Annotated in this window: 22 protein-coding genes; 11 read left to right on the forward strand and 11 right to left on the reverse strand. The window is 42.7% G+C overall.

What is annotated here, in order from left to right; all coding sequences use genetic code 11:
- Positions 1 to 45: 45 nt before the first annotated feature.
- The 4 genes from Xets_RS09000 to Xets_RS09015 all read left to right on the forward strand — a co-directional run bounded on the left by Xets_RS09000 (position 46) and on the right by Xets_RS09015 (position 3,234).
- Complete coding sequence (locus Xets_RS09000; protein WP_099132525.1) at positions 46 to 825, forward strand: SDR family oxidoreductase; 780 nt, start codon at positions 46 to 48, stop codon at positions 823 to 825.
- A 71-nt stretch (positions 826 to 896) separates the two neighbouring features.
- Positions 897 to 1,775 (forward strand): co-chaperone YbbN, encoded by an 879-nt coding sequence (locus tag Xets_RS09005; protein WP_099132524.1) that lies wholly within the window; start codon positions 897 to 899, stop codon positions 1,773 to 1,775.
- 48 nt (positions 1,776 to 1,823) lie between these two features.
- On the forward strand, positions 1,824 to 2,753 hold the full coding sequence (locus Xets_RS09010) for an SPFH domain-containing protein (protein ID WP_099132523.1): 930 nt from the start codon (positions 1,824 to 1,826) through the stop codon (positions 2,751 to 2,753).
- 19 nt (positions 2,754 to 2,772) lie between these two features.
- Positions 2,773 to 3,234, forward strand: coding sequence for an NfeD family protein (locus Xets_RS09015; protein WP_099132522.1), 462 nt, complete (start codon positions 2,773 to 2,775; stop codon positions 3,232 to 3,234).
- On the opposite strand, the gene cueR is transcribed toward Xets_RS09015, so the two are convergent.
- Positions 3,225 to 3,629: a Cu(I)-responsive transcriptional regulator gene (cueR, locus tag Xets_RS09020; protein ID WP_187651474.1), complete on the reverse strand. Its 405-nt coding sequence runs from the start codon at positions 3,627 to 3,629 to the stop codon at positions 3,225 to 3,227. The two genes, Xets_RS09015 and cueR, sit on opposite strands and share 10 nt — an antisense overlap.
- A 79-nt stretch (positions 3,630 to 3,708) precedes the next feature.
- Here cueR and copA point away from each other — a divergent pair, with 79 nt between their 5' ends.
- The 4 genes from copA (at position 3,709) to Xets_RS22555 (ending at position 8,760) form a co-directional block, all read left to right on the forward strand.
- Positions 3,709 to 6,456 carry a copper-exporting P-type ATPase CopA gene (gene copA, locus Xets_RS09025; RefSeq protein WP_099132520.1) on the forward strand — a complete coding sequence of 916 codons (2,748 nt, stop codon included), beginning with the start codon at positions 3,709 to 3,711 and terminating at the stop codon, positions 6,454 to 6,456.
- A 143-nt stretch (positions 6,457 to 6,599) separates the two neighbouring features.
- A complete protein-coding gene (locus tag Xets_RS09030) occupies positions 6,600 to 7,412 on the forward strand; it encodes a TraB/GumN family protein (protein WP_099132519.1) in 813 nt (270 codons plus the stop codon).
- Positions 7,413 to 7,487: 75 nt separating this feature from the next.
- Positions 7,488 to 7,964, forward strand: a complete 477-nt coding sequence (gene ybaK / locus Xets_RS09035) for a Cys-tRNA(Pro)/Cys-tRNA(Cys) deacylase YbaK (RefSeq protein ID WP_099132518.1) — start codon at positions 7,488 to 7,490, stop codon at positions 7,962 to 7,964.
- A gap of 469 nt (positions 7,965 to 8,433) precedes the next feature.
- The gene (locus Xets_RS22555; protein ID WP_208638550.1) at positions 8,434 to 8,760 is read left to right on the forward strand and encodes an acetyltransferase; all 327 of its coding nucleotides are present in this window, start codon (positions 8,434 to 8,436) and stop codon (positions 8,758 to 8,760) included.
- Between the two features lie 183 nt (positions 8,761 to 8,943).
- On the opposite strand, the gene ushA is transcribed toward Xets_RS22555, so the two are convergent.
- Entirely contained in the window at positions 8,944 to 10,611 is a 1,668-nt protein-coding gene (ushA, locus tag Xets_RS09045) for a bifunctional UDP-sugar hydrolase/5'-nucleotidase UshA (RefSeq protein WP_099132517.1), read from the reverse strand.
- A gap of 242 nt (positions 10,612 to 10,853) precedes the next feature.
- Here ushA and Xets_RS09050 point away from each other — a divergent pair, with 242 nt between their 5' ends.
- Together Xets_RS09050 and ybaL are read left to right on the forward strand one after the other, a co-directional pair.
- Entirely contained in the window at positions 10,854 to 12,071 is a 1,218-nt protein-coding gene (locus Xets_RS09050; protein WP_187651475.1) for an MFS transporter, read from the forward strand.
- Between the two features lie 233 nt (positions 12,072 to 12,304).
- Positions 12,305 to 14,017 carry a YbaL family putative K(+) efflux transporter gene (gene ybaL / locus Xets_RS09055; protein WP_099132515.1) on the forward strand — a complete coding sequence of 571 codons (1,713 nt, stop codon included), beginning with the start codon at positions 12,305 to 12,307 and terminating at the stop codon, positions 14,015 to 14,017.
- Positions 14,018 to 14,097: 80 nt separating this feature from the next.
- Here the strand turns inward: ybaL and Xets_RS09060 are convergent, their stop codons facing one another.
- From Xets_RS09060 to apt, 9 genes are all read right to left on the reverse strand, one after another.
- Positions 14,098 to 15,408 carry an inosine/guanosine kinase gene (locus Xets_RS09060; protein ID WP_187651496.1) on the reverse strand — a complete coding sequence of 437 codons (1,311 nt, stop codon included), beginning with the start codon at positions 15,406 to 15,408 and terminating at the stop codon, positions 14,098 to 14,100.
- 182 nt (positions 15,409 to 15,590) lie between these two features.
- Positions 15,591 to 16,703 carry an LPS O-antigen length regulator Wzz(fepE) gene (gene wzz(fepE) / locus Xets_RS09065; RefSeq protein ID WP_187651476.1) on the reverse strand — a complete coding sequence of 371 codons (1,113 nt, stop codon included), beginning with the start codon at positions 16,701 to 16,703 and terminating at the stop codon, positions 15,591 to 15,593.
- A 171-nt stretch (positions 16,704 to 16,874) separates the two neighbouring features.
- The gene (gene hemH / locus Xets_RS09070; protein ID WP_187651477.1) at positions 16,875 to 17,840 is read right to left on the reverse strand and encodes a ferrochelatase; all 966 of its coding nucleotides are present in this window, start codon (positions 17,838 to 17,840) and stop codon (positions 16,875 to 16,877) included.
- Positions 17,841 to 18,000: 160 nt separating this feature from the next.
- Positions 18,001 to 18,648, reverse strand: a complete 648-nt coding sequence (gene adk, locus Xets_RS09075) for an adenylate kinase (protein WP_099132512.1) — start codon at positions 18,646 to 18,648, stop codon at positions 18,001 to 18,003.
- A gap of 172 nt (positions 18,649 to 18,820) precedes the next feature.
- A complete protein-coding gene (gene htpG, locus Xets_RS09080) occupies positions 18,821 to 20,710 on the reverse strand; it encodes a molecular chaperone HtpG (RefSeq protein WP_187651497.1) in 1,890 nt (629 codons plus the stop codon).
- 201 nt (positions 20,711 to 20,911) lie between these two features.
- Entirely contained in the window at positions 20,912 to 21,520 is a 609-nt protein-coding gene (gene recR, locus Xets_RS09085) for a recombination mediator RecR (protein WP_187651478.1), read from the reverse strand.
- On the reverse strand, positions 21,520 to 21,849 hold the full coding sequence (locus Xets_RS09090; RefSeq protein WP_038219125.1) for a YbaB/EbfC family nucleoid-associated protein: 330 nt from the start codon (positions 21,847 to 21,849) through the stop codon (positions 21,520 to 21,522). The genes recR and Xets_RS09090 overlap by 1 nt, the downstream gene beginning before the upstream one ends.
- Before the next feature lie 47 nt (positions 21,850 to 21,896).
- A complete protein-coding gene (gene dnaX / locus Xets_RS09095) occupies positions 21,897 to 23,879 on the reverse strand; it encodes a DNA polymerase III subunit gamma/tau (RefSeq protein ID WP_187651479.1) in 1,983 nt (660 codons plus the stop codon).
- Positions 23,880 to 23,976: 97 nt separating this feature from the next.
- Positions 23,977 to 24,528 (reverse strand): adenine phosphoribosyltransferase, encoded by a 552-nt coding sequence (gene apt / locus Xets_RS09100; RefSeq protein WP_099132508.1) that lies wholly within the window; start codon positions 24,526 to 24,528, stop codon positions 23,977 to 23,979.
- Positions 24,529 to 24,650: 122 nt separating this feature from the next.
- On the opposite strand from apt, the gene priC reads away from it, so the two are divergent.
- The gene (gene priC / locus Xets_RS09105; RefSeq protein ID WP_187651480.1) at positions 24,651 to 25,193 is read left to right on the forward strand and encodes a primosomal replication protein PriC; all 543 of its coding nucleotides are present in this window, start codon (positions 24,651 to 24,653) and stop codon (positions 25,191 to 25,193) included.
- The last annotated feature ends 17 nt before the right edge of the window (positions 25,194 to 25,210 follow it).

Consider the following 25,210-nt stretch of genomic DNA (forward strand, 5'->3'; position numbering starts at 1 on the left):
AAATCATTTATTTCCATAAATTGATGCAGGTGAACAGGTAAAGTTATGCAAAAAGCTATTTTTATTACTGGGTGTTCTAGCGGGATCGGGTTAGTCGCGGCTAAAACGCTCCACCAACGTGGTTACCGCGTACTCGCAGCTTGCCGCAAACCCTCTGATTTGGCACATATGCATGAATTGGGGTTCGAACCCATCGAATTGGATTTAGATGATAAAGAAAGCGTAGAGTGCGCCGCCAGGAAAGTCATCAAATTAACCGACGGCCGTTTGTTCGGGCTATTCAATAATGGGGGATTTGGTGTCTACGGTCCATTAGAAAGTATCTCCCGCGAACAGATGGAAAAACAGTTTTCCACCAATTTCTTTGGCACCCATCAACTGACATGCCTGCTACTGCCAGCTATACGCGCTTATGGCGCAGGGCGGATTGTCCAAACCAGCTCTGTTATGGGATTGATCTCGACACCAGGTCGTGGGGCGTATGCTGCCAGTAAATATGCCCTTGAAGCATGGTCGGATGCCTTACGTGGAGAATTGGCAAAAACAGACATTAAAGTCAGCCTGATAGAACCTGGTCCAATCCATACCCGTTTTACGAAGAATGTCAATCAAACACAGCAGGATCGTCCGGTTGAGAATCCAGGCCTTGCTCGTCGTTTTACGTTGATGCCTGAGGATGTCGTTTCTAAACTCATTCATGCACTGGAAAGCCCTAACCCGAAATTACGCTATTCCGTTACCTTATTGACTCATGGAGTAAAAATGATGCGCCGTCTACTCCCTGAGCGATGGCTCGATAGAATCTTGCGCTGGCAAAGTAAATAGACATTGAAAAACGGACAAACAAGTCTTATTTATTCATGTAATCACCTTACAACGACTCAGAGAAAAATCCCATGGAACCAACCGTAAATACAAACAACAATACTGCCCATATCATTAATATTGATGAATCGAATATTGCCGAAGTTGTACAGCACTCTCTCAACCAGCTTGTCGTATTCTACTTCTGGTCTCCACAGGACCTACATTGCCATGAATTAGAAACCACGCTTGATAAAATAGCCCATGAATATGCAGGGCAATTTGCTCTGGCCAAAGTCAATTGTGACCAACTTTACCATATTGCTGCACAATTTGGTGTACGTAGCTTGCCTACCGTACTGTTTGTAAAAGAAGCTCGTCCTGTTCAGGGTTTTGAAGGTATCCAGACCGATGAGGCTATCAGAAAAATTTTTGCCACTCTCCTTCCTCAAATGGAAAAATCACCATTAGAGCAAGTTAACGAGCTACTTGTAGAAGGTAAGGATCAGGAGGCATTACCTTTATTGAAAGAAATCCATCAAGAAAACCCGCAAGATACAGAGATTACCCTATTGCTAGCCCAAGTGAACCTTTCACTCAATCATCTTGAAGAGGCCCAAAAAATAGTGGATACCATTCCATTAGAAGCACAAGATGAACGCTATCATGAATTGCTTGAATGCCTTAAGTCCCAGAAAGAGGCGGCTGATTCACCTGAGATTCGACAACTGCAACAAGAGTTGGCAACTCAAGCAGAGAATGCAGAATTAGCCGTACAACTGGCTGCGAAATTACACGAAGTTGGCCGTAATGAAGAAGCCTTGGAATTATTATTTAGTTTTCTGAAAAAGGATCTTTCTGCTGCCGAGGGTGCAGTGAAAAAGACGATGATGGAGATTCTCTCTGCACTAGGCACTGGAGATGCTCTGGCATCTAAATACCGTCGTCATGTATACTCTTTACTCTATTAAGTAAAGAAAACTTATATATTCCATAATTAGCTAAGTAAGGGAATTGTTATGGATTTACTCTCTTTTGGTGCTGTACCGATTTTAATCGTTATTGCGATTGCTATCGTCTTTACTTGTGTTAAGACCATTCCACAGGGTTATCAATGGACTGTTGAGCGTTTTGGACGTTATACCCGTACATTAACACCAGGCCTGCACATTATCATGCCATTTGTTGATCGTATCGGTCGTAAAATCAATATGATGGAACAGGTTCTGGATATACCATCGCAGGAAATCATTTCTCGCGATAATGCCAATGTCACCATTGATGCTGTCTGCTTTATTCAGGTTGTCGATCCCGTACGTGCTGCCTATGAAGTCAGCAATCTGGAGCTGTCCATCATCAACCTGACCATGACCAACTTCCGTACTGTGTTGGGTTCAATGGAACTGGATGAAATGCTGTCCCAACGCGATTCCATCAACAGCCGGTTGCTGGCAATCGTCGATGAAGCCACTAACCCATGGGGTGTCAAAATCACGCGTATTGAGATCCGCGATGTGCGTCCACCTAAAGAGTTGATCTCCGCAATGAACGCCCAGATGAAAGCAGAGCGTACCAAACGTGCAGATATTCTTGAGGCAGAAGGTATTCGGCAGGCAGCCATTTTGAAAGCGGAAGGAGAAAAACAGTCGCAAATCCTGAAAGCAGAAGGTGAGCGCCAATCAGCCTTCCTTCAGGCGGAAGCCCGTGAACGTGCCGCCGAAGCAGAAGCGCGTGCAACCAAAATGGTTTCTGACGCTATTGCTAATGGCGATATGCAGGCAATTAACTACTTTATTGCCCAAAAATATACCGATGCCCTCACCAATATTGGTGCCTCAAATAACAGCAAAGTTATTATGATGCCGCTGGAAGCCAGCAATTTGATGGGCGCCATTGGTGGTATTGCCGAATTAATTACCGAAAGCAAGAAGAGCAAACAGGATAAATAGCCATACAGGATAAATTGTTATGATTGAACAGATCGCCACTCAGCCAGCCTGGTTCTGGCTCTGTTTTGGTGGCCTGCTTCTGATTGCAGAATTGCTGGGAACGGGAGGATATCTGTTGTGGACAGGAAGTGCAGCTGTCGTTGTTGCCCTGATCACATGGATTTTCCCTAATATGGGCTGGGAACTACAAGGCACGCTGTTTGCTGTCTTGACCTTGCTTTCTGTTATTGCATGGCGTAGCTGGCTACGCCATCGCCCACGTCAGGCTAGTGATAAGACGCTCAATCAGAAAAACCACCAGTTAATTGGAATGCGTGCCCGTTTAATCACGGATACTGAAAACGGTTTTAGCCGAATCAAACTGGCCGATGGCAGTTGGCGCGTTTATTGTAACCAAGAGCTTCCAGCCAATACCGAAGTTGAAGTTATCGCCGTTGACGGAATCACATTAAAGGTGAGACCTATTCCCCATCAACCGTGATGCTTACAGCAGCCAGATAAATGCTCAATGATGGGACAATCAGCCCCATCATCTCCCGGGCATTCAGCCACCAATACCAGTAATTTTTCCTTTATCTTTTGCAATTCCAGCATCATTTTTTCTATTTCCGCCACTTTTTGCAGGGTCGCCATTTTTACATCGGCACTGTGACGGTGAGGATTGCGAAATAATCGCAGCAATTCGCGACATTCCTCCAATGTAAATCCAACTTCTTTCGCCTGACGCAAAAGCATCAGTTCGTCAATGTGCCTTTTCTGGTAATAACGATAGCCATTATCTCCCCGCTCCGGCGCAGTAATGAGATCTTTTTCTTCATAAAACCGAATTGCTTTACTGGTTAAACCGGTCTTACGGGCAATTTCACTGATATTCATTATTTCCCCTTGACCTTCCCCTTGCAGGAAGGTTTAGCCTTAATGATAAGTATATCACTCTGTATCAGGAGATATTGTTATGTCCACAACCACCATTCTCGCACTTCAAGGCCTAACTTGTATGCATTGTGTCGGCAGGGTTAAAAAAGCTCTGGAAAGAATACCCGGCGTTGAGCTGACGGATGTGAACCTCAATTATGCCAAAGTTATCAGTAATGTTTCATCTGATGAATTGATTGCCGCCATTGTTACCGAAGATTATCAAGCCACTGTTGCCACCCTGCCCGATGTTGTATTGCGCCTGTCAGGTTTAAACTGCATGAAATGTGCAAATAAGACACAAAAGGCATTGGAAACAGTAGAAGGTGTTATCGCCACAGAAGTTGATACCCAAACAGCAAAAATCTATGGTAAAGCAGAGAACAGTGCTTTAATTCATGCTGTCGAACAAGCCGGATATCACGCTGAATTAGCCACGGAAGCCGATTGCCCAAAAACTGAGCCGCTGGCAATATATGTTCCACAGACTCCGGAGTCTTTGGCAGCGGCAATATCTTCGACTCCGGTAGAAACAGTTTCTGTTGAGCACAACAACAAAAATGATGCGAGTGATAATGACAGTATTCAGCTCCTGCTGGATGGCATGAGCTGTGCAAGCTGTGTCAGCAAGGTACAAAAAGCCCTGCAATCCGTTGATGGCGTGGAACATGCCAGAGTCAATCTCGCGGAAAGAAGCGCATTGGTCACAGGCCACGCATCACCAAACGCTTTAGTTGAAGCAGCCATCAAGGCCGGTTATGGTGCGGAAATCATTCAGGATGAAACAGAACGCCGTGAACGCCAGCAACAAGTAGCACAAGCTAATATGCGCCGCTTTCGCTGGCAATCAGCCCTTGCGTTAGTGGTTGGGGTGCCTGTCATGGTGTGGGGAATGATAGGCGACAATATGATACTTACACCGGCAAACCACGCCATTTGGCTAACTATTGGTTTGATAACACTGGGTGTCATGGTATTTGCAGGTGGGCATTTTTATCGCAATGCGTGGCAAAGCCTAAAAAATGGCAGTGCAACAATGGATACCCTTGTCGCTCTGGGTACTGGCGTAGCTTGGCTCTATTCAATGAGCGTCAATTTATGGCCAGAAATTTTTCCACCCCAAGCGCGCCATCTTTATTATGAAGCCAGTGCCATGATCATTGGTTTGATCAATCTCGGCCATGCCTTGGAACAACGTGCCCGTCAACGTTCTTCCAAGGCCCTTGAGCGATTATTGGATCTCACCCCGCCAACAGCGCGGATAGTTACCTCTGAAGGTGAAAAAACAGTGCCACTGGCCGATGTGATGCCTAATATGGTACTGCGCCTGACAACAGGAGATCGTGTTCCGGTTGATGGTGAAATTACTCAGGGTACAGTTTGGCTGGATGAAGCCATGCTGACAGGTGAACCCATTCCTCAGCAAAAAACAACTGGCGATACCGTCCATGCCGGCACTGTAGTTCAGGATGGTACGGTACTGTTTAAAGCCAATGCGGTTGGCAGCCAAACAACCCTGGCACGCATTATCAAATTAGTGCGTCAGGCACAAAGCAGTAAACCTGAAATCGGCCAATTGGCGGATAAAATATCATCAATATTCGTACCTATTGTTGTTGCTATCGCCCTGATTGCTGGCATGATTTGGTATGTTGTCGGCCCTGCCCCACAAATTATGTACGCACTGGTCATCATAACAACAGTCTTGATTATCGCCTGTCCTTGCGCGCTTGGATTGGCAACCCCCATGTCCATCATCTCAGGGGTAGGACGGGCAGCCGAATTAGGTGTATTGGTGCGTGATGCTGATGCTCTGCAACATGCCAGTCAACTGGATACGATTGTCTTTGACAAAACAGGTACCTTAACTGAAGGTATGCCACAAGTCACAGAGATCCACACCTTTAATGGTTTCACCGAAGAGCAAGTATTGCTGTGGGCCGGTGCATTAGAAAATGGCTCTAATCACCCTTTGGCAAAAGCTATTTTACTTAAGGTTGAGGGACACAAATTACCTGAAGTACAAGCATTCCGTACCTTGGCGGGATTGGGTGTTAAAGGGGAAGTCGGCGATATTATTCTGTTATTGGGTAACCAAAAATTACTTGAGCAGCATCAGATTGCAACCGCAGAGTTAAAGCCATTTATTGTGGCACAGGCAGAAAAAGGCATTACCCCCGTTATTCTGTCAGCCAATGGGAAAATCGCTGCCTTGTTTTCCATTCGTGATCCCTTGCGCCAGGATACCGTTTCAACCCTGCAACGCTTACATCACCAAGGCTATCGTTTAGTTATGTTAACCGGAGATAATCCCACCACAGCGAATGCTATCGCCCAGGAAGCGGGTATTGACCAGGTAATTGCTGGTGTTTTACCTGATGGCAAAGCAGCGGCCATTCGGTCACTTCAATCAGAAGGCAGGAAAGTGGCGATGGTCGGTGATGGCATAAATGATGCTCCTGCATTGGCACAAGCGGATGTTGGCATTGCAATGGGAGGCGGTAGTGATATCGCCATAGAAACCGCAACAATTACCCTGATGCGCCATAGCCTGCACGGGGTTGCTGATGCAGTTGAATTATCCCGCGGTACATTGCGTAATATGAAACAAAACCTATTTGGTGCATTTGTCTATAATACTTTAGGCATTCCAATTGCAGCCGGCATTTTATACCCTTTCACAGGCACTTTATTAAACCCTGTCGTTGCAGGTGCAGCCATGGCATTGTCTTCTATTACTGTTGTCAGTAACGCCAATCGCTTATTGCGCTTCAAGCCTAAGTCCTGACCTAACATCCAGGAAATTTTATTTTCCCCCCATGAAAAGCTAAACGGAATATGTTTAGCTTTTCATCCCGCACTTTTCTCTCTTTCTTGTTAGCCATTAACAGGTTAGCATACCACCCAATGCCAGCTATTGGAGTATGCAATATGGGAAAATTAATGTCATATTTCAGTAATATATTAGGGTTCAATTCCCAACAGTATTACCCTTATCCTGCTTTTGACATCAATTTAAATAAAAACAAACAATTACATATTGTTGGCAGCATTCATATGGGTACTAAAAACATGTATCCACTTTCTGAGGTATTGTTGGAACAACTAGAGCAAGTGGATGCGCTGATTGTCGAGGCAGATATCACTCAGGTCAATTCCCCTTTCAAGGAAACGTTTCCTGAACAGCCCGAACTATCACAACGTTTATCTCCCGAACATTTTGCCTGTTTACAACACTATTGCCGAGAAATTCAACATCCAGTCACGTTGCTGGATTCATTGCCGTCGTGGCAAGTTGCATTGATATTACAGGCAGCCCAAGCCCAATATTTGGGGTTACAACCTCAATATGGTATCGATTGCCAATTACTGAACAGTGCAAAAGCTATCAATAAACCCATTATCGAGCTGGAAGGAACTGATGCACAAGTTAGCCTTCTCACCAATTTGCCAAACGGTGGGATCTCACTATTGGAAGATACCATCACTCATTGGCATACCAATGCCCGTGCTTTACAGACTATGATTAGCTGGTGGATGAATTACAAACCTGAGAAACAAAATCAGGTAATACCAATGACATTCTGCGAAGAGATTTATCAAACCCTAATGTCTGAACGCAACCGTCAATGGAGTGAGCAATTACATCGCTTACCGGCAGGAAAATATTTGGTTGCAGTAGGCGCCTTACACCTTCACGGCAAGAATAACTTACGGCAGATGCTGGCAAAAATACAAGCATAGCAACTTCACCTGTTTCATACTGAAAGCTAACTATTACAGATAAGCAGTTATAAATTGATCGTTATAGGAAAAAATATGACTCCCGCTATTGTCTTGCTGGAAAAACAAAAAATTAATTTCAAACTTCATTCTTATGACCACGATGTCAATGAACATAATTTTGGTGATGAAGTGGTGAAAAAACTCGGTTTAGATGCTAATCAGGTTTTTAAGACATTGTTGGTTTCATTGAATAGTGATCCTAAAAATCTTGCTGTCGCTGTTACGCCTGTCTCTGGGCAACTCGATTTGAAAAAAGTGGCTAAAGTTTTCAAGGCCAAGAAAGCAGATATGGCCGATCCTCAACTGGCACAAAAGGTAACGGGTTATTTAGTGGGTGGCATTAGCCCGTTGGGACAGAAAAAACGTCTACCTACCGTGATTGACAGTCAGGCGCAAACCTTGCCAACCCTATTTATTTCTGGTGGTAAACGTGGTTTAGATATTGAATTGTCCCCCATAGATTTATGCCAATTACTTAATTGTTCATTTTCTGATATTGCTAAAATTTGAAAATAAATTGTAATTCCCGCTTAATTTTTTCGAGCTGGCTCTGTTTTCTTTAAAACAGGGCCTTGTGATAAACAATGATGCCGATATACTTCCCTCACGGCGCAAAAATCACTAATTACTATTTCAATTAACTTAGGTTATTTAAATAGAAGAGGAATGAAATGGCCCCCTCGTCATTTTTTCGACAAATTGTTATTACTGTTCCCAAAGCAATTAAAATGCTGAGAAGGGCTAATAGGAAACAACCAAAAGATGATTTTGAAAAAATAGACTTTGAAGCACAGCAAAAGGAGGCAATAGAGATATTAAAACGAAAATTCTCACCCTAAGTGAAATTCTTGCAGCCTTTGGTAGTGACAGAACAAAAGAATATTTGCTCTCATTCTCCTGTCCATCTAACCATGACGTAGAATCATTTTTACATTTAAAATCAATTAGATTTGAACAAGAAAACGCAACAAGAACCTATTTGATTGTAGATAAAGAAGGATTTTTACTGGCTTATTTTTCTTTAACATTTAAGGAGATATCAACAAGCAATTTTGCCATTTCAAAGACAAAGATAAAAAAATCTAACGGTATTAGTAAAAATGAAAATTCTCTAAAAGTTTATTTAATTGGTCAAATAGCCAAAAACTTTTTATTACGTAAAAACCCAATAAAACTTAAAGATATTTTATTTCATATCAATGTCACCATTGAAAAAAATCAAGAGTTAACAGGAGGAAGAATTACTATTTTTGAAATACCAAAGCAATTCAAAAAATTATCACCTTATATGAAAAAATGGACTTGAAAAACAACCAACCAAAGGAGAAAACAATTCATTAATTACTATGCCATTTAATAATTAGATTATTATTCAGTCTTAACCGTTCCTATTATAGATTATGCATAACACGCCTTATTGATAGTAAACAAAAGACCATCTGTCTTTCAGATGGTCTTTTTATACAGATAACTAGCAGCAATCTATTGATCAATTGTTATTATTTATACGAATTTCACCTTTCGGTTCATAATCAGAGTCTTTTAATGGAGAATGTTTTTCAATATATCCTTTTAATACTTCAGCATCGATAAATCCCGTGTCAACATAACCAGGCAAATTATCAATCCGTGGATAACCATCCCCTCCAATCGCGTTAAAGTTCAACGTCGCCATTCGATAAGTTTTATTTGGATCTAATGGCTTACCACCGATTTTTACATCACTGATATTCTTACCATTCTTCACAAAGCTCACCTTATAAAACTGCCCATAGGCACCTGAATCTTTTTCCATATTTGCAACAGCCGTCAAATATGGCAAAACTTCGCTACCTTTGAAGTCCACATAAACCAGTTGGTTAGCAAATGGATGAACTTTCAGGACATCTTTGTAAGTGATATCTCCTGCTTCAATTGAGTCACGAATCCCACCACCGCTCATCACTGCAAAATCAGCGTTTGTTCGTTCCATCTGGGCAGCCAATACAAGATGTGCCATATTTGTTTGAACGAAACGTACCTTACTGCGATCACCGTCTAATTTTTTATCTACTGAGCCTATTTTTACATTAAGTATCCGGCTGCCCTTGTCCTGATAAGGTGTCAGCAACTTAAGCATTTCAGGATTTTGTTTAATTTCATGCGTATAGTAAACACGTTCCGTACTGCCATCTTCTTTTGTCACCTTTTTCTTTAAATTAATAGGGATCAATTGATAATGAACCAACTTGAATTCACCATTACGGAATTGAAAATCAGCCCGACCTACGTATTTCCCCCATTCATGAGCCTGAACAATCCATGTGCCATTTTGGCGATCGGGAGAACAAGGTGTGCCCGGAACATAATCCACTTGTTTATAGTTTTTATTCTCCGCAGACATACATACCGGATCTTGTGAATGGCCACCCACGATCATATTTAAATAACCCGCAGGCAAACTGCGTGCCATTTCAACATCTCCTGGCGCATTCGTGCCATGATGCCCATCGTCATAGTGCCCCATATGGGTTGCCGCAATAATTACATCTGGCTTTTCATTCTTTTTCAGCTCTTCAATAACTTTTTTGGCTTCTTCAGCAGGAACGCGGAATTCGACATCCGGAAAATTAGCCGGATTACCTATTTTCGCTGTATCATCGGTTGTCAGGCCAAGAACCGCTACTTTCACACCTTGCTCATCAAAAATGGCATATGGCTTAAATAAACGCTTGCCTGTACTGGTTTGGTAAATATTGGCAGAGAGAAATGGGAAATTTGCCCATTTTTGTTGCTGGAACAATACATTTAAGGGCTTATCAAATTCATGGTTCCCCAATGCCATCGCATCATATCCCACCAGATTCATACCCTTAAAATCTGGCTCAGCATCTTGCATATCTGATTCCGGTACGCCGGTGTTAATGTCACCACCTGACAATAACAATACGCTCCCCCCTTTCCTGGCAACCTCCTGACGAATGGAATCTACCACCGTTTTTTGGGCTGCCAAACCGTATTCACCATAATCGTTATGCCAGAAGTGACCATGATGATCGTTAGTATGCAAGATGGTAATGTCATAGGTTTTATCTTTTTCCCAGGCGTTTGCAATTAACGGTGCCAGTGACAGCGAAACTGCAAGGGCGCAAATTGACGCTTTAAACGATAATTTCATGGGGTATCTCCATGTATTTCAAAATTTTATTAGTTATATGATGATAATGGTTTATCCCTTTTAAGCCGCTGCTTAAAAGATTTCACCTTTTTGAGATTGCGGTCAAATTATATAGGTATAAATAAAAATTTTGTTAATTATCTAAGATGTATTATGGTGTAAAAATTAAACAGTAAATCAACAAACCTAAAAAAAATACCCCTGCAAACTTTATTGATAATGACATTGATAAGCGAATAAATATGAGTGAAAAAAGTAAAACGACCTCTTTTCCAACATCACCAACAAAAACACATCAGACAGTCTTTTCAATTCTTGGTGCCATCAGCTTATCCCATATGCTGAATGATATGATTCAATCGTTGATTCTGGCTATTTATCCACTGCTGCAATCTGAATTTACTCTCAGTTTTATTCAGGTTGGAATGATAACTCTAACCTATCAGGTAACAGCATCCCTATTGCAGCCCCTTATCGGTTTGTATACTGATAAACATCCGCAACCCTATTCATTACCTATCGGTATGGGATTTACCTTATCTGGTTTGCTTCTATTAGCTTACGCTGAAAGTTTTTCAATTATATTAATAGCCGCCGCATTGGTCGGTACGGGGTCATCCGTTTTTCATCCAGAATCGTCACGAGTCGCACGCATGGCTTCAGGTGGACGTCATGGCCTGGCCCAATCTTTATTTCAAGTAGGGGGAAATTTAGGAAGTTCATTAGGTCCACTGTTAGCAGCTATTTTTATTGCGCCTTACGGCAAAGGAAACGTCGGTTGGTTTTCTCTGGCAGCATTGTTAGCTATCGTAATCCTCTTGCAAGTCAGCCAGTGGTATAAGATGCAGCATCGGGTTATAACCCCGCTATCTTCTCATACCAATTCCCTGCCAAAGCTACCTAGAAAAACTATCATAAATTCTTTTGCCATTCTTCTGTTACTGGTTTTCTCCAAGTACTTTTACCTAACCAGTATCAGTAGCTACTATACCTTTTATCTGATGCAGAAATTTGGCTTGTCAGTGCAAAACGCCCAGATCCACCTATTTATCTTTTTATTTGCCGTAGCGGCAGGTACCCTGATTGGAGGGCCGATCGGAGATAAGATAGGTCGGAAATATGTCATTTGGGGTTCAATTCTTGGCGTTGCACCTTTTACCCTGCTGTTACCTTATGCCTCCTTATTCTGGACAAGCATACTAACGGTTATTATTGGTATAATATTGGCCTCTGCGTTCTCTGCTATTTTAGTCTATGCCCAAGAGCTAATTCCCGGTAAAACAGGCATGATCGCAGGTTTGTTCTTTGGCCTGGCCTTTGGTATGGGGGGCATTGGGGCTGCCGTACTTGGTTATGTCGCAGATAAAACCAGTATAGAATTGGTTTACAAAATTTGTTCTTTTCTGCCACTTCTTGGTATTTTTACGTTGTTTTTGCCAAAAATAGAAAAGAACGCTTAAAAAAGACAAGGAAAATCCTGGATAAACACCATAATTATTAGACTATTTTTCTTTGTAAACTAGCGTAAATAATGGCAATATCTACATAAAATTACATTAAAATAGTATTTATGTAGATCACTCTCGTTTTTACCACTCAATATATTTTTTTGTAATCTTTAACTATTTATAAAATATATTATTACCTCACCTAACTACACAATTTATATACTCGCTACCCAGAAGGAGCCTTGATGGAGCACTCGACACCTCTTATCACGACCATTGTTGGCGGTTTTGTTCTTGCCTATCTGCTTGGCATGCTTGCGCAGCGCCTGAGAATCTCACCTCTGGTAGGATACCTCGTAGCAGGTGTACTAGCGGGTCCCTTCACTCCTGGTTTTGTTGCCGATACATCTTTAGCTCCAGAACTTTCAGAAATTGGCGTGATCTTACTGATGTTTGGTGTCGGTCTACATTTTTCACTTAAAGATTTGTTAGCCGTCAAATCAATTGCCATTCCTGGTGCTATCGCCCAAATTGCAGTTGCAACCTTATTAGGGGCCGGATTATCAATGCTGCTCGGCTGGGGGTTACTCAACGGTATTGTATTTGGTCTTTGCCTGTCTACCGCCAGCACGGTAGTATTGCTCAGGGCATTAGAAGAACGACAGCTCGTTGATAGTCAGAGAGGACAAATTGCCATTGGTTGGTTAATTGTTGAAGATCTGGCTATGGTACTGACGTTAGTATTACTTCCTGCGGCAGCAGGAATTATGGACAGTCAAAACGCAAATATTGGGCAATTGTTGTTAAAGATATCTATCACAGTTGGAAAAGTTGTTGCCTTTATTTTGTTGATGATTTTCGTCGGACGGCGTGTCATTCCTTGGTTACTGGCGAAAACTGCTGGGACAGGTTCCCGTGAACTGTTTACGCTGGCTGTACTTGCCATTGCATTAGGTGTTGCTTATGGGGCGGTGACACTGTTTGATGCTTCATTTGCTCTCGGTGCCTTCTTCGCTGGTATGGTACTGAATGAGTCAGAATTGAGTCATCGGGCAGCGCAAGATACTTTACCGCTAAGGGATGCTTTCGCGGTTCTTTTCTTTGTTTCCGTTGGCATGTTGTTTGACCCTATGGTCTTACTCCAACAGCCTCTGGCGATTTTAGGAACCCTTGCCATTATTATCATTGGTAAGTCATTAGCTGCTTTGCTACTAGTCAGGATGTTTGGGCACTCACGACGTACAGCCCTAACCATTTCAGCCAGTCTCGCCCAAATTGGTGAATTTGCCTTTATTCTCGCTGGGCTTGGTGTCACGCTGGGATTCCTGGATGGGGAAGCCCGTAACCTTGTACTGGCTGGCGCCATCATTTCAATCATGTTAAATCCTGTTCTATTCAGCTTACTGGATCGCTATTTGGAAAAAACAGAAACCATTGAAGAACAATTACTCGAAGAAACACTGGAAGAAGAAACCCAGATCCCTGTCGATATTTGTGGTCATGCTATTGTGGTGGGTTATGGCCGAGTAGGGCATCAGCTTTGTCAGCGTTTACAAGAAAAAAATTTTCCAGTTGTGATCATTGAAGATACACGTGCCCGATTTGAAGAGTTAGGCGAAATGGGTATCAGTGCCGTAATGGGGAACGCCGCCAATAAAGAAATCATGGCTCTAGCAAGGCTCGATTGCGCTTGTATTTTATTCCTGACAATCCCTAATGGTTATGAAGCGGGTGAGATTGTTGCAAATGCCAGAGAAATCAGGCCAGATATCAATATTATTGTTCGAGCCCATTATGATGATGAAGTCACTTACATTACGGAACGTGGCACTAATCACATTATCATTGGTGAACATGAAATAGCACGGGCAATGGCTGATGCATTACCTGAATATGAAGAGGGTTGCCCAATAGAGCCACCATCATTACATTCACCAGCGACTTCATCTCCAACATAACTGACGAGCCAAGGAATATCCCCCATAACGTGGGGATATTCCCATAAAAACAATTAAGACAATATCTCAGGCTAGCAGAATCAACGTTCCCAGTAAGACTCTTCCAGACTATCTTCTTTCTCCGGCAACCCTCGGGTTAGACGCGGAGAATGCTGACTCAATACCTGATAACTCACTCTATTAGCGTACTTACATACCTGAGCCAAAGAAGAATAGGTTAAATAAGAGCGCGCATGTTTGCTGGAGTTAGGTACATTCATGCGATGATAACTGTTGGCAGTAATATCATGCAGCAATGCAGATAACGCGCCATCCCCAGCACCATTAGTATTCATGATTTTTTCAGGCCCTCCCATATAAGGTTCAATATGGGAATAAACCCGCATTGGATTTTGGCAATCCACTTTACGCATCGCCCGGCTGAATTCATAACGGTTAAATTCTGCAATCGCACCCGGTAGCAAAGGATGCAATGTTTGGCGCTTGTGCTCCTCCTCAGTGTAACCCGCCATATATAATCCAGCAGGTCCAGCAGTACATAACACCAAATCCACCCAATTTAGTGCCATGTCAGCCGCTAATAAAGGATCGCTGAAACCTGTCAATTCACAAGCTTCATCTTCATTCATTGCAACAACAGAAACATTTTCAGCCAAAAAATCACGCCACCATTGCGGATCATCAGCAATGACGTATTTTGTTCCTAACGTCAATACAACAGGCACATTATGCTTCTTCGCATATTCAATGGCTTTCATTGTTGCTTCCGGCATTGGCTCACCCGGTTTACAACGCACTAAATAAGCAGTAATCACCAAAGCTGACGCTTCCGCAATAATATGTTCAGGAATGCTTTCTGGGCGAAGCTGATTCATTAACCCCGGACTGATAGCAAATGTTCTTTCACCGTTTTCCGTTACTAAGGTAAAACAGCGGCCAATTGGGCCATCAACCCCCTGAAGGTGATTTAAATCCATACGACTGGAGGTATTGCAAAGATAACAATACGCATAACTTCCTATTTGGATGTTATTACACATCGCACCAAGCAGGACGGATTTATCGTCAGCCAGCACAGAATAGTTGTGCAAAGTATTGCCGATAGTGCCACCCGCAAATTCATGGCTGATAAGATTCTTCTCTGTCAGCTCCTTGTAAAGAGCCTCAGCTACATCATCTTCAATAACTAACGAATGTCCCTGGCTTAGGTTATAACGCTGGATAAAATCCTCATCAACTTTGGCTTCAATATCAACCAATGTCTGGTCAATACCAACAATATAGGCTTGATTATTTTCGGTATCCATCATCTCTTTGATGGGTTGGAGCAGAGGATCTCTTAAACTGACAGGAAAATAGTGTTTAGATTTACGTTTACCAGGGAATTTCATAATTAATTGTTGCGGTAGAGCTAAAATATGCAGCATGTTAGCATAATACAGTGTGTCACAATACCGAAGAGAAACAAAAAATACAGCGACAAAAATGAAGACAGCCAATGTTATTTCAACATTGGCTGTCAATACGTTAGTATCAGAGCATTATCTATAACATATTCGAGTTATAAAGAATATTAAGCCTCTTGTTTCTGGCGACTACGCACCATGTGGCGAAACAGAACATACATGATGGATAAAATAAATCCGATAAAGCCAGCTCCAATCAAAATCAGCAAACGCTTAGGTGAATCTTTTGAAGTTGGCTCATAAGGTTCCTGCATATACTTGAATGGCACAAAATCAACGGTGTTCACATTCACTTTTTCCAAATTTTTGATATACAACTGACGGTTACGCAGGTCTGCATCAATCTTAGTTGGATCAGTAATTTCTTCAGTAATCTGTAACTTACGTTGCAGTGCATCAGAACCCAACGCAATCGAATAATCTGGGTCATCCTTGATCATAGACCCGCCATTCGATACTGGCTTTTTAATCCCGGCAGAATCTGCAAGAGAAATCGCATACTTCAATCGCTCAATATCTACACTACGCATATTACCGATACGCTCTAAATCGAGATCATAAAGCTTTTGCGAGTATTCCAGTTTCTCATGAACCATATCACTCAGCTCCTCTTTCACTTGATCGCGAACCACCGAAGAAACGAATTTGATATAGCCACTTAATAGATTGTAAGCATCTTCTGCATTATCAGCACTGAAAGAGAGTCTGGCTTCATCGACAACTCCATCATCTTTCTCTTTCTTAGGTAAAGATATGACAATGTTGTTATTGACAATTCTCTCGATTAGTTTTCTTTTTTCCTGCTCAGAACTCTCTTGATTCTTAGCAAGCAAAGTCTTGAAGTAATCGGTATTAACCAAATATTCTTCACGTAATACACGTGAGTTATAATTTTCAATAAACCGCTTATACAGTGACCCTTCTGTGACTTTGGGATCTATGCTCAGAACATGTAAATCCGTTAATGTATTTTTCAATGGCTGAAACTCCTCCAGCCCTGGTTTCACTACAGCCGCTGTACTGGTCCATTTTTGTGGTAAAAATGACGCGATACCGAAACCAATAATTGCAAAGACAAAAGATACTGCAATGATCAAATATTTTGATTGGAAGAATATAGAGAATAGTTCAAACAAATCAATTTCATCCTCCCGCGCTGGAGGATAATAGTTTGCATGTTCTTGGTAAAAATCAGGGTGTTTAATAGGTTTATTACTCATTATCTATATGTCCAATCCAAATAATTTTGCTTTTCATTGATATGCAAGCCCTTTCTCTCGCTTATCGTATTCATTGGTTAAAAAACCATATCCTTAAAATCATACGACGATCGACAATCAATGTCGGCTATTCATCATGTGTGATAATGTCTCATAACTAGCAATTGCATGTTATTTCATGACATTATTTACCAATTGTTCAAGCAGAGAAATGTGGGCTTTATTATCATTAAGTGCAGAGATATATTCAAACTTTTTCCCACCAGCCTCTAAAAAGATAACTTTATTCTGTTGCTTAATCTCTTCCAACGTTTCCAAACAATCTGACGCAAACCCTGGACACATCACTTGAACATGTTCCACACCTTGGCTGGGTAATGATGCCATGGTTTTATCTGTATAAGGAGATAACCACGGTAAGCAACCAAAACGCGACTGATATGTCATCATAATTTTATCTGCGGGATAATCCAGTGCCTGACTCAACAGTTCAGTTGTCGCCTGACAATCTTGCGGATAAATATCACCCATCTTTGCCAGACGTTCAGGAATACCATGATAGGAAATAATTAACCGATCAGGCTGACCATGTTTTTCAAAACTCTGCTCAATGGTTTCCTTTAATGCCGCAATATAGGCAGGATGTGTGGCATAACTGCGAACAAAATGCAGGGTAGGAATTGTCCGATACTCCTGCAATATTTTACTGATCCTGTCAAAAACTGCTGCCGAAGTTGTACTGGAATATTGAGGATAAAGTGGCAGTATAATGAGAGCCTCAATGCCCTGTTGTAACAAACTCTCTACGGCCTGAGATAAAGAAGGGGAGCCGTAAGTCATTCCCAAAGCAACAGGGATATCCGCCAACTTTTCATCCAGCAATTTCTGCTGACGACGACTATACACTAATAAAGGGGAACCTTCTTCCATCCAAATTTCTTGGTAAAGCTTAGCAATTCGAGAAGCACGGAAAGGAAGAATAAAACCATTCAGAATAGGTTTCCAAATAAATGGGGGAATATCAACTACCCTTCTATCACTCAGAAACTTTGCCAGATAACATCTTATTGCTGCTGGTGTTGGCGCATCAGGTGTACCAAGGTTCACTAATAGGACACCATACTTCTTGCTACTCATTCCTCAGAGCTCCATTAACATGACTGACAATCTAGTATAAAACATGAATGATAGTTACATGTAACATTTCATGGAGTAAATTTCTCTAGGTTAGCGTGAACTACAAAAAAGTCAGGCGGTATGAAGGCCGCCTGTTATAACAACTCAAGAGAACACGAAATCATTCGCCCAGAATATTAGCCAGCTCTGTGCTAACTTCCGCTACTTGACGAGTACCATCAAGTTTGAAGTATTTTGTGTTACCGGCCTGTGCTTCTTGCTGATAGTAAGAAACCAGAGGTGCTGTTTGTGCGTGATACTCAACCAGACGTTTACGGACAGTATCTTCCTGATCATCTTTACGGGTAGTCAGCTCTTCACCTGTAACATCATCTTTATTCTCCACTTTTGGTGGATTGAATTTGATGTGGTAAACACGACCGGACGGCGCATGCACACGACGACCAATAATACGTTCAACGATGATTTCATCAGGAACATCAAATTCCAGCACATAATCAACCTTGATACCAGCTGCTTTCATGGCATCGGCCTGAGGAATAGTGCGTGGGAACCCATCCAACAAGAAGCCACTATGACAGTCATCTTGTTTGATGCGCTCTTTAACCAATGCAATGACCAGCTCATCAGTTACCAGCTTGCCATTATCCATTAGCTCTTTTGCTTGCAAACCCAATTCGGTGCCAGCTTTTACCGCAGCACGTAGCATGTCACCTGTAGAAATTTGGGGAACCCCATATTTCTCCATGATAAATTGTGCCTGAGTCCCCTTACCGGCGCCTGGCGCGCCCAGTAGAATAATACGCATTGCGTAAATCCCCTTGCTATTTGCTTTTCATATTTTTTAAAGAAAACGTACCACCATACCATTTGAATAGGGGATGGCTCAAGAAAACAGGTAAACGTTTCCGCATTAACTAAAAAATAAACCACGCCTCATTTTTCGTTGAGGCGTGGTTTTTGTCATTATCTCAATAAGTTTAAGCTTTTTCAGCTAATAATAATTGATTCATCCGACGAATAAACTGGTTTGGATCATCCAATGTGCCACGTTCAGCAAATAGTGCTTGATCCAACAGCAATTCTATCCAATCAGCAAATTGAGCATCATCATCAATATCAGCCGCTTTCTTAACCAGAAGATGTTCCGGATTCAGTTCAAAGTTATAACTAACTTCTGGCGCAGTCTGACCCGCTGCTGCAAATAGCTTCGCCATTTGGGTGCTCATCGCATTGGCATCAGTGGTTACGATAGCGGGAGTATCTGTCAGACGATGAGTTAGCTTCACTTCTTTCACGCGTTCACCCAGCAGAGTTTTCACGCGCTCAACAAATGGCTCCAGTTTTTTGTCTGCTTCTTCTTGCTCAGCCTTGTTTTCATCCGCCAGTTTATCGAGGGATTCATCAGCCTTGCTGACAGACTGGAATGACTTACCATCGAATTCAGTCAGGTGGCTCATCATCCATTCATCAATGCGGTCAGACAGTAACAGAACCTCAATGCCTTTCTTACGGAACAGCTCTAAGTGTGGGCTATTCTTCGCCGCAGCATAACTATCCGCAGTAATGTAATAAATCCTCTCCTGCCCCTCTGCCATGCGGCCAACGTAATCTTCCAGAGAAACAGTTTGAGCGGAGCTATCATTATGAGTCGTAGCAAAGCGCAGTAACTTAGCAATAGCTTCTTTGTTTGCGCCATCTTCGGCTGGACCTTCTTTCATCACCAGGCCGAACTGCTGCCAGAAGGTCTGATATTTTTCTGCGTCGTCTTTTGCCAGTTTATCCAACATTTGCAATACACGTTTAGTCAGCGCGCTGCGCAGATTACGTGTGATTGAACTATCTTGCAAAATTTCACGGGAAACGTTCAATGGCAGGTCGTTGGAATCGATCAGACCACGGACAAAACGCAGGTAATTTGGCATGAACTGTTCAGCTTCATCCATGATGAATACACGCTGTACGTATAGTTTCAGGCCATGTTTATGTTCGCGGTTCCACATATCCCACGGTGCCTGGGAAGGGATATATAGCAGGCTGGTGTATTCCTGCTTACCTTCAACGCGGTTATGACTCCAAATCAAAGAGTCAGTAAAGTCATGGGAGATGTGCTTATAAAACTCTTGGTACTCTTCATCACTGATTTCAGCTTTATTACGAGTCCACAAGGCTTGGGCTTTGTTGATTTTTTCCCATGTAACGGTAACTGAGTCGTCTTCTTCGTTTTTAGTTTGGGTTTCAATTTCAACTGGCAAGGCAATATGATCAGAATATTTGCCAATGATAGAACGCAGACGCCAGTCATTAAGGAATTCGCTTTCCCCATCTCGCAGATGCAGGGTAATTTCTGTACCACGACCTGCTTTTTCAATATCAGCAACCGTGTAGTCACCTTCTCCCGTTGATTCCCAGAACACACCTTGTTCAGCGGAAGTTCCTGCTGCACGAGTACGTACGGTGACTTTATCAGCGACGATAAAGGCAGAGTAGAAGCCTACACCGAATTGACCAATCAATTGGCTGTCTTTTGCTTGATCGGAACCAATGGATTCAAGAAATGCTTTAGTACCAGATTTTGCAATCGTTCCCAGATTATCGATCACTTCATCACGGGACATACCGATACCATTATCGCTGATGGTGATAGTTTTCTGTTCTTTATCAAGAGACAGACGAACACGCAATTCACCATCATTTTCATACAGCTCAGGGGCAGATAATGCACGGAAGCGCAATTTGTCAGCCGCATCAGATGCGTTTGAAATCAGTTCACGGAGAAAAATTTCTTTATTGGAATAGAGAGAATGGATCATCAACTGCAACAGTTGTTTGACTTCAGACTGAAATCCACGGGTTTCCTGATCTTTCATGCTCATTTATTACCTCAATCTAAATCCAGTTCAGATATGTACAATCGGATGATGATCATCAAATGGGGATAGATACGGAGAGTTTCAAGCTAAGATAACAAGAAGAATGTAAAATTAGTTTGATAATCGGGTAAATCAGCTATGGATGGCGGCATAATCAGCAACACCATCCATAAAATCACCTACTAATTGGGAACAAAATCACAAGTTCGTGATTTTTTGACGGCCAGCCAGCGAATGAGACAGTGTTGTGCCATCCACCATTTCAAGCTCGCCACCCACAGGGACACCGTGAGCAATTCGACTGGCTGTCACACCATATTGAGAGCACATTTCTGCAATATAGTTTGCCGTTGCCTCTCCTTCGACAGTTGGATTAGTTGCCAGAATAATTTCTGACAAGGTTTCAGAAGATAAGCGTTCTTCTAAACGATCTAAACCAATATCCATTGGCCCGATACCATCCAGTGGCGATAAATGCCCCATCAGGACAAAATAACGTCCCGCAAACTGACCCGTTTGTTCGATGGCATGAATATCTGCAGGGCTTTCCACTACACAAATCTGACCATTCTGCTGACGACGGGGATTAGCACAAATTGTGCACTGTTCCTGTTCCGTGAATGTCCGGCAATCCTCACAGTGACCAATTTCAGACATCGCTCGTGTCAGTGCCTGTGCCAATCGCATCCCACCACTGCGATCTCTCTGCAATAGATGAAATGCCATCCGTTGTGCAGATCTTGGGCCTACGCCGGGCAAACAGCGCAGGGCTTCCATCAGAGATTCAAGAAGAGGACTGGTTTGCATTAGAATGGCATCTTAAACCCAGGTGGTAATTGCATTCCGCTGGAAACACTGGCCATTTTTTCTTTCTGGGTTTCTTCAATACGGCGAGCTGCATCATTGAATGCCGCTGCGATCAGATCTTCCAGCATATCTTTGTCATCGTCCATTAAACTTGGATCGATTTCAACCCGACGGCAGTTATGTGCACCATTAATAGTGATTTTTACCAAGCCCGCGCCAGATTCGCCTGTAACTTCCAGATTTGCAATTTCTTCCTGCATTTTCTGCATTTTTTCTTGCATCTGCTGGGCCTGTTTCATCAAATTGCCCAAACCACCTTTACCAAACATAATTCTCTCTCTTCGCTATAGCCACAGCATAAAATACACTACGGCAGTTAAACAGGCCGGATACTTTCTTCATCCAATTCTGCATCGAATAGTTGCTGAAGTGTTTGAATCGTTTTATCCGAAATAATGGATTGACGCGCTTGTGCCAATTTTTCTTCATAAATGGCTTGTCGCCACTCCAGAGGCGTTTTTACCGCAGGATTATCATCTTCAATGATATTGAGTTCAATAGGTTTTCCATGCAATGCACTTAATGCTTCGGTCAACACTTTCTGAGCCGATGCTGAATTAAGATGGCGCTGCTTTGAACGTAAATGCAGACAAAGACGATTTTCATCAATCTGTTCTTTAAATGCATTCAGTGCTACCTGCTGAACCAATTTTGGAATATGCAGTTTATCAATTTCCGCAGCCCATGGGTCCCTTTGTTTCGATTCAATGGCCAGCTTTTCTACCAATTCTGCTGTTTTCTCGTGTTCCAGCGCCGCTTTGATCGTTTTTGGTGTCGCAGTCGGGCGCTGTTTCTCTTCTCCAGTATTTGTTGCCCGCCAGCGATAAGCTTCTTTTTTTACCGAATTAACCGGCTTAGGCTCCCGTGTTTTAGGGATATGAGATTGAGACCGTTGTTCTGCCACCGCTACCAGTCGCTCCAGCGCCGAACTTGCCGGCTTCGCCTTCGCAGACTCTGCCGGCTCAGGCTTTTTTGGTGGCGTATTTCCTTGACGAGTCAGCGAACTTCTCGCTTGCAGTAGTTTCGCTGTTGGACTGTTTGCAACGGAAGACTCACTGCCCATTGATTGCGGTATTGTCTGCCCACGACACTCATTTTCTTCTTTATTTGAAGTAAATTGATTTGAAGATAACTGGGCCGAAGATGGTGCTACCCCAATTGGCGCTACAGGGTTTTCCACAGCAGCAGGTGGTAATATTTCCTCAATGACTGTTTTGGGATGAAAAGCCAAGGCGCGCAATAACGCCATCTCCACCCCCATCCGTCGTTCTGGTGCATAAGGAAGTTCCTTGCGTCCCACCAGTAACGCTTGATAATAAAGCTGCAAATCGGTCGGGGAAATTGCCCTTGCCAGCAAACGCAAGCGCCCTTCTGTTGAAGAAGGCTCACTTTCAGGTTGCTGAGGCAATAGCTGGAGCATGGCAATCCGATGCAACAGCGACAATGTTTCAACCAGCAGATTTTCCCAATCTACACCACGAGTTGCCACTTGTTCCACCAATGCCATCATTTGTTGACCATCTGCACGCACCAACGATTCAATCATCGCTAATGGTTGGTCATCATCCAGCGTTCCCAACATCTGGCTGACGATATCCGATGTCAGCTTCCCTCCACCAAGAGCAATGGCTTGATCCGTTAAACTCAAGGCATCACGCATACTGCCATCTGCTGCACGGGCAAGTAGCTGACGGGCACGAGCATCGCTTTCTATTTGCTCTGCATTAAGGACATGCTCCAATTGGCTACTCATTTGATCCACATCAAGTGTTTTCAAATGGAATTGCAAACAGCGTGAAAGAATAGTTACTGGCAGTTTCTGTGGATCTGTTGTTGCCAAAAGGAATTTCACATGTTCTGGTGGCTCTTCCAATGTCTTCAACAATGCATTGAAACTATGGCGAGAAAGCATGTGAACTTCATCAATAAGGTAAACTTTGAAACGACCTCTGGCAGGCGCATACTGGACGTTGTCCAACAACTCGCGGGTATCTTCTACTTTTGTTCGGGAAGCAGCGTCGATCTCAATCAGATCCACAAACCGCCCCTGCTCAATTTCAAGACAATTGGTACACTGACCACACGGAGTCTTGGTTATACCCGCTTCGCAATTCAGTCCTTTTGCCAACAGACGTGCAATAGTGGTCTTTCCCACGCCACGAGTGCCGGAAAAAAGATAAGCGTGATGAAGGCGTTGGTGTTCGAGACCATTCGCCAATGCAGTCAGCACATGTTGCTGACCAATCACATCAGAAAATATTTGTGGGCGCCACTTACGGGCAAGTACCTGATAGCTCATGAATACCGAGGAAATTGAACATGACTGTCTAACATGCTAGCACAGCCTCACCACTAACGGCGAGGCTGATGTATCAATAATGCAAAAAACAGAATAATCAGTGACCGGGGAACTCAACGATAGTGTAGCTGTCAACGCCTTGTTTTTTCAAACGTTCAACACCACCTAAATCTGGCAATCCAATAACGAATGCTGCTTCGGAAACTTGACCACCCAGACGACGAATCAGACGAACCGTCGCATCAATGGTGCCCCCCGTTGCAAGCAGATCATCAATAACCAGAACTTTATCCCCTTCCTTGATGCTGCTTTTATGGATTTCCAATGTATCTGTACCATATTCCAGATCGTAAGTTTCGCTCAGCGTTTCACGCGGTAATTTACCTTTTTTACGAACAGGAACGAAACCAACCCCCAGTTGCAGTGCAACAGGCGCTCCGAATAAGAAACCACGTGCTTCAGTACCAACAATTTTCGTGATGCCTTTATTCTGATAACGAGCTACCAATAAATCTATCGTAGCTTGGTAGGCGGCTGGATTATCGAGCAATGTGGTAATGTCACGAAAAAGTATTCCCACCTTTGGATAATCAGGAATTGTTTCGATACTATCTTTAATTAATTGCAGTTGTTGTGCGTTAGCGGTCATAATTGATGCCAGCCAGGTTTAAAAAGAAAACGGTAAAATTTATTCAAACTACCGAAAAAAAGCAACTGCCAAGCCAATGAAAGGGCTTTAACAGACAGATTATTAATGATAATGAGATGCTAATGGGCATACAAAATTTATTAAGTGCACTTGAAAAACAAGTCAGTACTCTGGAAAAAGAGCTCGCTTTACTGCCTGATCCCCCTTTTTCCACTGCCCGTTTTGATCAAGTGTTATTTCACCACCGCAGCAATAAACTCGGTGGATACCTGCAAGAGATCAGACAAAATCTGGAACAATTGAAAGCCTGTGTAAGCGATTATCGGATTGAACAAGTGAAGTTCCTTGCCGAGCGTTTGGTAACACAAATCGAGGCACTTAAACGCGAGATATTGACCAAAGATCTACGAAAACAGGAAGATAAATTTGAGCGTCGATCACAAAAACAGGATCTTTATCAACGTCTGGCAGAACATCAAGATTATGAACGTCGTTTAATGGCAATGATTGATGACAGGGAATTACAGTTAAATAAGCAAACTACACTTGCCAATAAGCACAAACTGCAAAAAGAAATTGCAGCCTTGGCTGGCAGACTCACCCGCTGCCGTCAAGCATTAATGCGAATCGAGAAATCGATAGAAAAGCAAGAGCATTCAGATTAATCACAAAGGAAGAAGTA

It is taken from the genome of Xenorhabdus sp. TS4, assembly GCF_014467265.1.
Classification (GTDB): Bacteria; Pseudomonadota; Gammaproteobacteria; order Enterobacterales; family Enterobacteriaceae; genus Xenorhabdus; species Xenorhabdus ehlersii.